Below are 13,002 nucleotides of genomic sequence, written 5' to 3' on the forward strand. Positions count from 1 at the left end.
CGACCTCCTGATGGGCTTTTTGAGGCTTTTGACCTCGTGCGTAACCCCATCGTACCGAGGCGCTCGTTTTTGTTCAAACGCCAAATTATTCGTTTTACAGGAATTCTAACGGGAACGATAGTTCAACGGATGGAGCGGTTTGTCGGTGGCAGTTGCTCCATTTTTCATTAAGCTAAATGGCAGTTTTGCTGAATAGATCTGCTGAGTATGTGGAGCATCTGGCCTCTCATGGTTGGGCTGCGGACAAGAAAGATTAAAAATCGTCAGGTAAAGGAGAAATCCGGCAGATGCAATTGCGATCAAAAACTACCCATGACGCACGTGCGTCATGGGTGTTTTTGCTCATTTTCATTCATTCAGGAGGGGAGCCGTGATGCAATAGCGATGTTTTTAATCACTTCGTTGGACAGCGTATTGCGTGAAAATGGCCACCACCACCCGGGAACGGCCATTCTTCGTATCCATTTCCGAACCCGACTTACTTGACCGGCCCCATCCAGGTTGAAATCGTCTTCCTCTGGTGCGGCAACGGCGCTTTCAGCTTTCCGTTATCGATCAAATGCTTCAAAATATAAGCGACCAACCGGCCTCCGCCGGTATTGCCTCTCACCATGTAGGCAATCTGCGGCTCTAAATGCTTCGGCTGATTTTGCAGGAACAGCTTGAGCATTTTATCGTAAAGCTTGCCGACAGCGGGCGCATACAAGGCGGACAAATCCGGCATTGCCTTGTTCAACCGATCCAGCGTTTGCGGAGAGTCGAGCCAAACCGCATTGAACTTGTACCCCTCCTCCGTCTTGCGGATGTACCCCTTCTCCAGCAGGAACGAATATTGCTCGCTGTTCTCTTCGTTGTCGGGCAGTTTCCCTTGTTGGAACGCATGGCAAATCTCGACATTTCGGTATTCCAGGAAACGCCAATCGACCTGGCGGTCGCTCCAGTACGTATTGAATTGCCACAAGTATAAGGGAGTGTCTTCGACGTAGCGGAGCGACGGACCGAAGGTGGCGTAACTACTCAGATCAAAGCCCGGATCGGCATTGCGGCTCCGGTTCAACGCCGCATAGGCGATATACTGCCCTCCGTCCTTTCGCATTGGCGCGACCGCATCGAAGTTGTCGCCCGCCGGCATGCTCCGCCAGGATTGCTCCTCGACGTTCTTGGGCAGCAAGGTCCAAAGCAGGAAGTTATAGTCGCCGTCCGGAACGTACACTCCGCTATCCTCGACTTGCCGGCGAACTTCCATTAACGCGTCGAAATGAACATCGGCCACTTCGGCGGCGCACTCCTGCCAGAATGGATGACCGGCTACGGCCAACTCGAAGAGGTCCCAGACGATGGTATTGCTTTGATATTTGCCGGGAGAGGTTTGGACGAGAAAATTGTAATCGGCCAGGTGCCGGACTTCGCCTTCCAGCAAAGACGGCGGCATTCCGAGCTCCTCCGCGATTTGATGGACGGTAAGCGCCTTGTGATAAGCCGCGTAAACGATATTTTGCGCCAAGGCTCGTCCAAGAAAATCGTTGGTTTCGCCCAGTTTGCCGGCCGAACCGGAATGGCCCATTTCCCCCATGCTGACCGGATTGACACTCAAAGTTCCTGTTGCGCGCATACGTTTCATCCCCTTCCTTAGCTCCTTTTTGGCCTCGCTCAGATGCCACTTCACCGTGTTGACAGGAATGTTCAGCGCAATCGCGATATCGCCCTGTTTAAGCTCGTCATAGTAATGCATGACCACGATCCGGCGATGGATGTCGGACAGAAACGCGACTTCCCGGCGCAGCTCGCGGTAAGCTTCGGTGACCAGCAGCCGGTCAAGCGGCTCCCGGGAAGGGTCGACTGACAGTTCGGACATGCCGTTGATTTCGATCGCTTGGGGAGCGTGCGCACGCTTTTTCAACCAATTCACCCAAGTGTATCGGGCAACCGTCCAAACATAGGCCTCCAGGCTCCGAATATCCCGCTTCCCTGAGAAGGATTTCAACAACTGCAGCATAATCTCCTGAGCCAGATCCTCCGCCTCCGCTCGCTGCTTGACCCGGTTCAACGCAAAACCGAAAATCGGTTTGACATAACTCCGAATCGCTTCCGCCGCTTCTTTTTCGTTCTGCCCGATCGAATTCATCTTTTACCTCCGCAGTTGCATCTGTAATTCCTGACAATCAAATAGTGTGCCAGGCGAGATAAAGGTTGGGATATTTACAAAAAAAATTTGGACGTCCTACCGGATCACTCATACATGTACAAGTACAAACATCGCGGATAGGTCATTTGAATGGTTAAGGAGACGTTATGAACTTTTTGTTGCGTATATTGGAACAAGAATTAAACAAGCTGAAGATTACTTAAGAGTTAAGGGTCTCACTTTTAGTATATAAAGATACTTTTTTCCGTTCAACTAAAGGAGGATAAAACTAGGAGCACGAGCTGAAGTTCTTCTTCGGGTACTTGGGGTACTCCTTCGTTTCTTAGGTAAACCAGGAGTGGTCTCGATTAATTATTCAAATGCATAATAGACGTTGTCCATTTAACGGGCAGAATAGTTCCAATATGTGGTAATATATTGGGGCGTGCGATGTAACTAAAGCAAAGACAGGAGGTGGTTTGTATCTTAACATTTATCACGGAAATACCTACTGATAAAGTTATTAGTGGTGTACATTGCATACCTGTGTTCGAGAATGGGAATTTGATTATGGTTTGGGATAAGGATGAAAAGGTATTAACAACCATCGGAGGTAGACTGGATAAGGACGAGTCAATTCGTGATGGGTTGAATCGAGAAGCAATTGAAGAAGCCGGGATAGAATTATCCGAGGAGAGAATCCCCTTCGCGTGCTGGTACTGGGAGGAATTTGACTCTTATAGAATCTACTTCTTAACCAAGGTAAAGCACTTTCTTGAAATGCCTAAAGGATACGAAAAAACAGGTTATGTGATTACTAATTTTGAAACAGCTATTGAAATGATACAGAAGATAGAAGGTCGGGAAGAACGTATTTCAATGCTTAAAAGAGCGGGAATAATATCCGGTTGGCTTAACGATTAAATCAAGTCATTATAACTGGGAACGATAGCTCAATAACAAAAGGCAGTCTATGACTTAATTTTCAAGTCGTAAGACTGCCTTTCGTTATTGTGAAATGGCTTGTTTGCATTTTACTTAAAACAAAAGAATTGGGGTAATTGCGAGACCATCAGGAACTAATCCTACCGGTAAGGTTGCAATAACGGTATTACTTGCCGTGTTAATCACCGAAACCGTAGAATCATTGATATTTGCAACATAGGCGCGTGAACCATCGGGAGTGATCGCGATTCCAAAAGGACTGCTTCCGGCAGGCAAAGAAATCGTAGTGATGACCGTATGGGGAGCATATCATTCTCGTCCATGGCCGCCGCTGTTTTTATTTTTGCTTTCAGGCTAATCGACACTTTCAGTCTAATCCTTTATTTACTTTAACAATTCAGCTGTACGCGAGTTGTTCGATACGTTGTTTAACATTTTCCTTGCAAAGCCCCCCGTGATAACAGATAACGGTTTGAATGTCATAAGGAAGGAATTTCTTCAGCGATGATTTTGCCAAATCCGCATCTACGCAGTTGTCGGGCTCCACAAAACACCCGTTATCGATCATCAAGGCGTCTCCGGCAATAAGAAGCTTGTGCTGCTTCAGATAAAGGCTAATATGTCCGGGGGTATGGCCCGGCGTATGAATGACCTCGATCCCGCCAAAGAGCGGGAGTTCCTCCCCGTCGGTTAAGATTTGATCCACTTTGGCCGTCGGCGGATGTTCCAATAAATGAAGGATTGCATCCCTTCTTTCCGAAGGCAGTTCGGCGGGGAGCGCGGCGCGAAACCGGTCGATGAATGCGGGGTTAATCTTCAGATGCGGCTGCTCCCCCTGAATATAAGGTTTTTCCTCTTCGGTGGCGAGTACGTCGATTTTATGCGGGAAAGCGTTCAGAATCTCCGTCAACCCTCCGATATGGTCCAAATCATGATGGGTTAAAATGATTTTTTTAAGCTTGTCAAAAGGGATTCCCGCTTGAGCCATAGCTTCTTGAAATAAGGGCAACCGGAATGGAATTCCGGCGTCGATCAAGACGGCCTCCTGATTGTCCCAAATCAGTACGGGATGAAGTACTTCCTGCATGCCTCGAAAATTTGTTTCGATGTCAATCATCTTTAAGTTTACTGTCGTTTTCATCTTCATCATCTCCTTTGCTCTAAGCTTACGCTTGATCATTCATAACGTCTAATTTATTATAATAATAATTATCATGAATTTAACTAATGAATTGGAGGGTGATTAAATTGGAGCTGACTCAGCTTGATTATTTTCTTACTGTCGTTCGATTTCAACATGTGACGAAGGCGTCCGAAGTGCTGGCGATTACGCAGCCGGCCTTAAGCCATTCCATATCCAAATTGGAGGAAGAATTGGGGGTGCCTCTATTCGAGCGGAAAGGCAGGAATATCCAGGTCAGCCGTTATGGGCGAATGTTTGCCGAATCGGTGGAACGTGCGTTGTCCGAGTTGGAGAGGGGAAAGCAAGCGCTTGAAGAACAAGCTAATCCCGATTCCGGGGTCATCCGTATTGCCTATCTGAATATACTTGGCGCAGAGCTCGTACCCAAGCTTATTCGCGGGTTTCATCAACGGCACCCGAAGATCCGGTTAGAATTGGTGCAGGGGAATCATACGTTCATCAGCGGGAATATGGAAAGCGGCGAAAGCGATCTTATGATTTCATCGGCCAAGCTGGAATCGGACGATTATGAATGGTTACCGATGGTGAAGGCGCCCTTGTATGTCGTGGTTTCTCCTACTCATCGACTTGCGCAGCGAGAAACAATCAATTTCATGGAATTGACCGGCGAACCGTTTATAGAAGTGAAACATTACTGTGGGCTTAAGTCGACACTGGAAAGCTGCTTCAGCCGGGTCGGCTTTGCGCCGGCCGTTGCATATGAAGCGGAGGATTTGATGACAGTGGCGGGTTTTGTGGCTGCCGGACTCGGGTTATCGATCCTTCCCAAAACGAGCGGATTAATGCTAGACGGTTTGGTGTGGCTGCCTATCAAAGACGAAGGGAGTATCTGCGAAATCGGCCTCGTAAAGAAACGGGATAAATTTCTGGCGCCGTCGGCGAAACGTTTTTCGGATTATGTGACGGCAGCTTTTCCCTAAGTTTCGGCTAACTGGGAACTATAGTTCAATCACGATATGCGGCAGTCGGTCAAACGATCGGCTGCCGTTTCCTTTGAAGTAACGGGCAGGATTCGGTAATAGAGGACCATACCTTAAGTATGAAAAAATGGTATATATAATTGGTGTTATTCTTAAAGCAGATATTAGCTAACTAAACCCAATTGGAAATGTTAAAAGGTAGAATGAGAAGGCAAGTCATGAGTAGAAAGCATTTGAGTACGTTTATTTTGCTAGTTCTCATCATTATTGTATTCAGCATTACGGTGTATCCTACCCCGTTTTATTATGGGCACACATCCTATCCGAGAACGGAGCTGATGTTCTAGTGAAAATCAACAGAATTACGGGGCATGTTGAAATTTTATATCCAACGGGGTGGATTGGCGTAGAGGCCACTTATAACAATCATTATATAGTTTACAGTACAACGGAGAGCTTTAGAGTCATTTATCTAACATGGAACATGGAGCAGTTTGCCACAACGGCAGATGCTCCTTCGTCATTAAGCTGATATGAACGAGGCGGTCAATACCTCTTTTCAATAATCATTTTACAAAGGGGAATTGCTTTTAAAATCTTGGCACGAAGGCAAAGCGTTGACGGTGGTTAACAGTCTGATATGCGCGGGTTGGGTACCGCATTTCAATCCATCCGTCGCGGAGCTGCCTCGGACTAACGGCGCACGTTCGGCTGTCAATTCTTGCCTAGTGCATAGCTTAACATGAGGGTTCTCCTTACCGGTGTTTGCCTCCGAGCCAAGATTTCAAATCCCCGTAGTGTACCTATTCAATCCAAACTAAGCGGTCAATACTGTTTCCGACTGCTTCTTCTCAATAGCACAACCAATAGCCCATACGAACCCGATGAGTTCTCTGGCAACGGCAACAGCAACATGCTTCCCAGCTTTCCCCCGAGAAGTAATGACCTGATATTTCTGATGTAACCGGTGCTGAGCTTTCCAGGCAATGCGCTTGGCTTCAGGATCTTGACCTTCCTGGCGAGAGCGGAGTTGTCCTTTTAAAGAAGGAGAGTGGCGATAGGACCAAGCAGATTCTACGATGACATGACGAATGTGAGCATTTCCGACCTTCGTGATGGATCCTTGCCAACGACTTGCGCCACTTGAATATTCTTTAGGAACGAGTCCGGCATACGACATTAACTGCCTGGGACTTGAAAAGCGAGAAAACCGCCCAATTTCCGCTACTAACGTGGTTGCGGTTACCTCTGCTACGCCACGCATGGTTTGAAGAGCCTGGATAACAGGGGCGTGAATACTGCTTGTTGCTTGTTCATGAATTTCAGCTTCAATGCGTTTCATTCGGTCCCTCACTTCATCAATGGCATGAAGATATTCCTGGAATACCAGTCGCAACGAAGATTTTTCAAAGCGAAGCCCGTGGAGCCATTCTCGATGTGTGACAGACCAGTTTCGTGTACCCTTTGGTGGACGCAGGTCATGACGAAGTAAAAACTGGACAAGGCGAAGGCGAGCACGATGTAAATCTTCTTTTGCGTCATGACGAGCCCGAACCAAATCCCTCAACGCTTCATGATCTTCATCGGGAGTCCAAACAGGCGTAAGTTCTCCGGCTCGAAGAAGTTGTGCTAATCGTAATGCATCTCTTCGATCGGTTTTGATGCGATCTCCAGCGCTCTTTGGAATGAGTGTTGGCGCAACAACAACACAGTCAATGCCAAGCGACAACAAAAACCTGAAGAGACCATACCCCGTTGGTCCAGCTTCGTAGCAGACGTGCAGTTGCTCGGGTGTACCTATTTTCTTCATGAGTTTACGCATGGCTTCAGGTGTGTGGGGAAAGTTCCCTAGAAACCGTGGTTCACCACGACCAGCATCTGCGACGGCAACAGAGATGATATCTTTTGATACGTCTAAACCAACAAATTTTGTGAAATCCTTCATAATAGCGGCTCCTTTCGAGTGTAGCTCTGCATGTGTTTTAAGTAGAATCCACTACACATTGTAACCACATGCAACCTACGTTAAGCGAATGGGGCCGCCTCGTTCATTATGACTAATGGGCAGGATAGTTGAGTAATAATCGTTTTTTACCAGTAATTTCTCTGCATCTTAGAGTAATATTAAATATTAATTGGTGCTTAACAAAAAAATGGGAGGTTTGCTTATTGAAGTTTGACAAGGAAGTAGAGAATGCAATTACCTGGGCAAGAAACCACATGGATTCGAGAGATTACCAGTTTCGTTGTCTCGGTTTTGTTGAAGACGCTTATGAAAAAAGCAACGGAATTGAGATGTGGGGCGGCGACGATGCTCGCGAATCCGCTGAAATTTACGAAGTTCACAAGAATAGTGGTGTTCCACCAAAAGGAGCTTTTGTTTTCTATTCCTGTTCTGGCGTGGTCGAAGGTGAAGTGAAAAATTGGGGACATGTAGCTTTATCTCTGGGGAATGGAGATGCAATACACGCCTGGGATAAAGTGAGAATAGATAACTATTTAGAAATTGAAAGTCTCAAACCAGCACCTGGGTGGACCCAACCAAAGTTTATAGGTTGGGCTCAAGTTGAAAGGGTATTAGCCAGAACACAGCAGAACCTATGCGATTAAAATTTACAAGTTGCATTAATACGAGGGACGGAGAACTGTAGCTTTATACAGACAACAAAGAGGCAGCCCACAATAAAAACCGGCTGCCTCTTCCACGCTAAACCAGCTAATATCTTGTCAAGATTTTTCAATGGAATCTCAAAAACAGACTCCTATACTAGAATCTAAGCAAGACAAATAACCCTCCGAATTTTTGTTGGGAGGTTTTTCTTGTGTTGGTTGCTTAGTCCAAATTCAAGTCGATGAAGGTTTCTTTGCGCTTGAGCAGGGCGAATACCCAGTGAAGCAGCTTGTTCACGCAGGCAATCATGGCGACTTTGTAAGGCTTACCTTCAGCGATCTTCTTCTCGTAAAATGCCTTCATTTTCTTGCTGCCGGATCGCCGCAAGCTGCAAAGGACAGCCAAGAATAAGGTGTGTCGAAGCCTACTAGAACCGCGCTTTGTAATGCGATTGATCGTAGCCGTGAATTTCCCCGACATATGAACGCTAGGATCTACACCAGCGAAGGCAACCAGTTTCTTCGGGGTGCCCAGTTCTCAGACCGACGTATACATAAGTGAGTAATCTTCTCCGTTATATTTGTTTTCTCGGCTTTAAGAGCAACGTCTGAAGTCGGAAATGCTAACAACGTTTTTAGCGATACCGCAGAGTGTAAGTCCCCGAAAACGCCTTTATACTCAGGAAAAACCTGATCTAGAACAGCTTGAAATTGTAGTTTGATTTGAATGTAGAGACCCGTAATTGCATTGTGCTGCCTCGTTAAGGTACGTAGGTTTAGCAGCTGAACGCCTCTAGTTTTGTGCCGTTCAAAGTCTTCTTTGTAGAACAGTTCACAAAGGGCAAACGTACTATCGAGCAGTATGCCGCCCGCAGCTGCTCTTTTTTTATTATGTTAACGGGCAGTTTACCTTAAAAAGGAATTAAATAAACTCTTCACGAATAATAAGATACCCAACCAACGTAGAACACAATAGGTGAGGACTATATTTTAAGGAGTTTGCTTGTGAGGCTGTATAAACAGATTATATATCGATTGGATAAGAAAAGGGACACTCCGCAGATGGTCATCGCAAGGATCGAAGAAGCTTTCCTGGCTGCAGGATTTCACCCTCATGACATCAAGTTTTTCATTAGTGAGTCTATGCATGGTATATCTGGAATTGATCGATTACTAAAACAAAATCCCACACTCGCCCAGTTTCGCCATACGGTAGAGGTTTCACAGGGTCGTGAGCAAAGGTTGTCCAATCTCCCTGCAAGATGGGATGGTGCTAATCCTAACGGCTGTACCGCTTCACTTAGAATGGAAGATACGCTCGAAATCATTAGAGGAATTCCTCGCCGGTTCCCGGTGCGTAATGCGACTTTTGTGTTCGATCGTCTTCCGATGCTCAGTCGAATCCCTGATGCCAACAAGTCGGCACCGGTACCTTTTCGTGCAAAGGGAGATGTTCAGTTTACGAGGTTGTTCGAGCCGAATATAATTGGCTGGAGTAATTACCCCTCGCCTTGTATCAGACTGCAAAGCGATTGGTGGATTTCGGGAAGAACAAATTTTCTGGATGCAATCGTAGAACTAGAAGCTGAGGAACGGATTCCACAACTGGAGTTAAATGAGGACGAACGCCGTTTTTTGGAGACTTTCGGTGAGATTAAACACGAACGTGTATTTGTGGTTCCTTCAAAAGAAGACGATTCGGCAATCGTTTTCGAGAACATGGTTGCTGGGAATCGGATCGTACAATCGTGCTACGAATCTGGAAGTCTAACAGGCGTCGTGTTTCCATATCAATTGAAGCCATTTGCAATCGGAGACTATCCCACCGAACCCTTGTCAGTCAAAAAAGCGGTTAACCAATTTTTTAATAAACGAGGCTTTTGTTACAATACAAAACTCAGCGGTAATGGCATCTTTACGATTACGAGGATAACTAAAAATAACCATCTCGTGAAGCTCATCTTCGACCGCAGTAAATTCAGTGCAGACGTCTCGTGCGTAGGGAGCATAGAAGGCCCACTGTGGAAACATGAATTCACGCTTCCTGCCGCTCATTACATGATGCTGTACTCAATTACCCGACAAATTGACGTAGATTACCAAATCGGGAACATTGCTGCGGCATATGATGCTATTGAGAAGCGGATCATCGATGCGATTGACGATCTATACGGGCCAGGGCCGGCATGGCTAACTTATTTATAAGTCTACAAGCCATAGTGCTTGTAAGTATGGCCAAGTGAGTGAAGGTTACGACTGTCGGATGGATTGGTTTCTTCACTTTTTAGCGTTAAGCTAACGGAGAACTATAGCTCGGACATGGCACAACGGCAGCCCAACTAAAAGTGGGCTGCCGTTGTTACGGGGTCGGTAGTATCAGAGTTTCAGATTCGAATTTCGTACAACGAATTTCCAGCAATTCGATACCATACGCCATACCGATATTGGGACTCTCCTGGACCGCTAAAGACATGCTCCCGGTATTGGTAATCTGTCCAACTGAAGTAGGTATCTAGACGTTTATCTGCTTGGGTGAAAAAAATGTGCATACCGTTGTCTCTAGCCCTGTATGCGACGGTTCCGTCCGGCCACAAATGCTCGATGTTGAGGTGCACGTCCCTAGAATACCACCAAGAAGTTTCAAACACCGACTTATCCACGCCTTCCGGCGAGCGGACATACAGTACCCATTTATCTTTGTCTTTTTCATATTTGGTATAAGCAATCCAGCCATTATTGATGACATAGTCGCCTGTATCCGGCCAAGGGTTAATGGCTAACGTGGTACGCTTGCCATCTGAGCCGATCAACCGAGTCACCCACTTCAAACTTGTATAGTTATTAATCACCATGAGTTCCTGGAAGATGATGTTTTTACCGTCTGCTAAGGGATGATATAAACCCAAATTCTGCTGATACCACTTATTTACGAGGCTAGGAGATCTCGACGCGATCTTTGTCAACGTGCCGTCAGGAAGTGACTTGTACAGATCGTTTCTAGACGAGTAAATGATGGCTCCATCTGGTGATACTGTATCGTCCGAAAAATAACGAGGACGGGACTGTCCCGACGCTAAATCCACTACTCGATCGGTTAGCTCCGCAAAATTCCCTTTTACTGTAGTAAGAGCCGCATCGCCAAGCTGTCGAACCTCGCCGTCCTTCCAATACTGCGTGACAGCTTTGTTGAGCACTTGGTCTGTAAAGGAATAAACGACACCTTCAGCGGATAATTTCGCTTCAGTGATGACAGAATCGGACGTGGCAGCATCATACACCTTGACTTCACTTTTGTTCATACGGTTGTACAGCCAGAGCACCTTATTGCCGGGTTCTTTCCAAACGATACGGGTTTGGTCGAAGTCGGAGATGTTTCCGTTGAACTGGTAGAGTAGCTGTTCGCTCTCCTCAGCTGCTGTTGCTTGGACAGGCAGGAGCAGCATAAGGAGCATAAACCCCGAAGCCAGCAGCATGAATCGTCGTTTCATCACGTTATTCCTCCAATTGGCGATATACTATAAATCTAGCATGAAATGGTATTTGATGATTCTACGTAATGTACCACTACCAATCTACCAGAAAACTTACAATAAAATGGATGAACGTATGAGACTTAATGACTTTGTTTCAGTTTTACATAGTGAATTCCTTAAAAAATAGGCATAATTACTCAAAAAATTGTAATTACCATTCTATAAAAGGTATTCAGCTAATGAATGCCTCAGCAAATTACTGGAATAATATGTATGAAATGTAGAGAGAATTAGTTTGTGAAAATATGATGAAGGCACGAGTGGTTTAGGAAGCACTTAGTTATAGCCTGAAGACTGGCTTCACTGAAGTAACAGGCAGGTTAGCGCAACAAACACATTGTAATTAGCGTATAGGATATACTTGGAAAATTAGGGGGCTTATTAGTGGGGAAGAACATGCAGGCGATCTCCGTTATTTTCTTAGGACTTTGTATAGTTTTAGGAGCGTGGATTATTTCAAGACCTACTACAACTACAGCAGGATCTAGCCAAGCTCTAAATAATACAGTAGAAGTTAAAGGAGAAACCAATACGAATTCGTTACTATAGCGAATGACTACTTTATTATTATCGGAAGAAAGGAGATATAAAGTGGAGCTTCTTGTTGCAATGATGATATCATCCTTCATTATACTGGATAGATGACAGAAAGCTAGAAGTTGTAGTATCCGTTCAATTTGACACGGAAATGAACGGCCAACTGGGACCGATTACAATGTTTTTCGATCCAATGACTAAAGACTTGATCGGGGGCAATCCGCGTTTCTAATAGGCTTGAGTAAATGCCCGATTGAACTTACGGGACACGATGGTTCAACGAATCTTGGAGCATTCTGCCGGTGGCAGTTGCTCCATTTTTCATTAAACTAAATGGCAGTTTAGTGGAACAATCCGTTATGGAAGAATCCGTTAAGTACTGATGAAAAGAAATTGAATATATTATATAGTAAATTGAACAAGACATAAGCTATGGGGAGATAATATTGAAGAGATTTAAAACGACATCTATTTTGACTGTAGCTTTTATGATTTTATTGCCCCTGTTTAAAAAAATGCCAATATCACTAATTGCTGTTATTACTGGAGTATTACCGATATTATTTGGTATTTGGATTGCTTATATGATGATTTCAGGCAAAACGCGACCTGGAGGAAGTAAAAGTATTGGTGTTGGTTTTGTATTTTGGTTGTTTGGTACTGGAAGTTGGTTTTTAATTGTTCAGTTCACTCAATTAACGAATTACCAAGAAATCATATACATTATTACTGTACAACTCATCGCCTTTATCTGGATCACCCCACTTATGATTTATAGAAGAATAAAAATGAAAAACAATAAGACTGCTTGAACTTATACACCAAATTAATCTAACTGGTAACGATAGTCCAACATCATGAGGGCTGCCAACTTGGCAGCCCTTTGTTACGCTAACAGGCAGTTTAGTGCAACTATTCAAATAATGGAAGCGTAAGAGAAAAAGATAAGGTTGTGGGGATTAGCTATGTTGCTATATAAGGGAGGCAATCACATTAAAAGGCTGATAATAATATGTTTGGGTCTAGAATGAAAAGTGGACACCCGTTAAGAGAATTAACATAATGGTCTTAACAGGAGGTGTTCACATGGGTGAGCAGCGGCAAAGGTACACAGAGGAGTTCAAACGT

The 13,002-nt window shown here is 45.1% G+C and carries 10 protein-coding genes and 1 pseudogene; 5 read left to right on the top strand and 6 right to left on the bottom strand.

The features are described from left to right. Positions 1-478: 478 nt before the first annotated feature. On the bottom strand, positions 479-2,125 hold the full coding sequence (locus AC0YNU_RS32800; RefSeq protein WP_475764234.1) for an RNA polymerase sigma factor: 1,647 nt from the start codon (positions 2,123-2,125) through the stop codon (positions 479-481). Between the two features lie 474 nt (positions 2,126-2,599). Between AC0YNU_RS32800 and AC0YNU_RS32805 the strand changes: the two genes are divergently transcribed. Then, positions 2,600-3,049, top strand: coding sequence for an NUDIX hydrolase (locus tag AC0YNU_RS32805; protein WP_475764236.1), 450 nt, complete (start codon positions 2,600-2,602; stop codon positions 3,047-3,049). A 114-nt stretch (positions 3,050-3,163) separates the two neighbouring features. On the opposite strand, the gene AC0YNU_RS32810 is transcribed toward AC0YNU_RS32805, so the two are convergent. Then, a complete protein-coding gene (locus AC0YNU_RS32810; protein WP_475764238.1) occupies positions 3,164-3,346 on the bottom strand; it encodes a YncE family protein in 183 nt (60 codons plus the stop codon). Between the two features lie 121 nt (positions 3,347-3,467). Beyond that, the gene (locus AC0YNU_RS32815; protein ID WP_475764240.1) at positions 3,468-4,211 is read right to left on the bottom strand and encodes an MBL fold metallo-hydrolase; all 744 of its coding nucleotides are present in this window, start codon (positions 4,209-4,211) and stop codon (positions 3,468-3,470) included. Between the two features lie 107 nt (positions 4,212-4,318). On the opposite strand from AC0YNU_RS32815, the gene AC0YNU_RS32820 reads away from it, so the two are divergent. Beyond that, positions 4,319-5,194, top strand: a complete 876-nt coding sequence (locus AC0YNU_RS32820; RefSeq protein WP_475764242.1) for a LysR family transcriptional regulator — start codon at positions 4,319-4,321, stop codon at positions 5,192-5,194. Between the two features lie 817 nt (positions 5,195-6,011). On the opposite strand, the gene AC0YNU_RS32825 is transcribed toward AC0YNU_RS32820, so the two are convergent. Continuing rightward, positions 6,012-7,139 carry an IS110 family RNA-guided transposase gene (locus AC0YNU_RS32825; RefSeq protein ID WP_475764244.1) on the bottom strand — a complete coding sequence of 376 codons (1,128 nt, stop codon included), beginning with the start codon at positions 7,137-7,139 and terminating at the stop codon, positions 6,012-6,014. A 224-nt stretch (positions 7,140-7,363) separates the two neighbouring features. Here AC0YNU_RS32825 and AC0YNU_RS32830 point away from each other — a divergent pair, with 224 nt between their 5' ends. Continuing rightward, positions 7,364-7,804 (top strand): NlpC/P60 family protein, encoded by a 441-nt coding sequence (locus tag AC0YNU_RS32830; protein ID WP_475764246.1) that lies wholly within the window; start codon positions 7,364-7,366, stop codon positions 7,802-7,804. Positions 7,805-8,027: 223 nt separating this feature from the next. Here AC0YNU_RS32830 and AC0YNU_RS32835 read toward each other — a convergent pair. Further along, positions 8,028-8,698: pseudogene (locus AC0YNU_RS32835) on the bottom strand (transposase); the annotation flags it as partial. A gap of 111 nt (positions 8,699-8,809) precedes the next feature. Between AC0YNU_RS32835 and AC0YNU_RS32840 the strand changes: the two are divergent. Continuing rightward, positions 8,810-10,009, top strand: a complete 1,200-nt coding sequence (locus AC0YNU_RS32840) for a hypothetical protein (protein ID WP_475764248.1) — start codon at positions 8,810-8,812, stop codon at positions 10,007-10,009. Between the two features lie 179 nt (positions 10,010-10,188). Here AC0YNU_RS32840 and AC0YNU_RS32845 read toward each other — a convergent pair whose 3' ends face one another. After that, positions 10,189-11,292, bottom strand: coding sequence for a hypothetical protein (locus AC0YNU_RS32845; protein ID WP_475764250.1), 1,104 nt, complete (start codon positions 11,290-11,292; stop codon positions 10,189-10,191). A 1,028-nt stretch (positions 11,293-12,320) separates the two neighbouring features. Between AC0YNU_RS32845 and AC0YNU_RS32850 the strand changes: the two genes are divergently transcribed. Further along, entirely contained in the window at positions 12,321-12,686 is a 366-nt protein-coding gene (locus tag AC0YNU_RS32850; RefSeq protein ID WP_475764252.1) for a hypothetical protein, read from the top strand. Positions 12,687-13,002 lie beyond the last annotated feature (316 nt).

This window comes from Paenibacillus sp. J31P316, from assembly GCF_056269105.1.

Coding starts and splice junctions, on each gene's coding strand:
- AC0YNU_RS32815 (WP_475764240.1), bottom strand. CDS start 4,211: ATGAAAACGACAGTAAACTTAAAGATGATTGACATCGAAACAAATTTT.
- AC0YNU_RS32825 (WP_475764244.1), bottom strand. CDS start 7,139: ATGAAGGATTTCACAAAATTTGTTGGTTTAGACGTATCAAAAGATATC.
- AC0YNU_RS32845 (WP_475764250.1), bottom strand. CDS start 11,292: ATGAAACGACGATTCATGCTGCTGGCTTCGGGGTTTATGCTCCTTATG.
- AC0YNU_RS32800 (WP_475764234.1), bottom strand. CDS start 2,125: ATGAATTCGATCGGGCAGAACGAAAAAGAAGCGGCGGAAGCGATTCGG.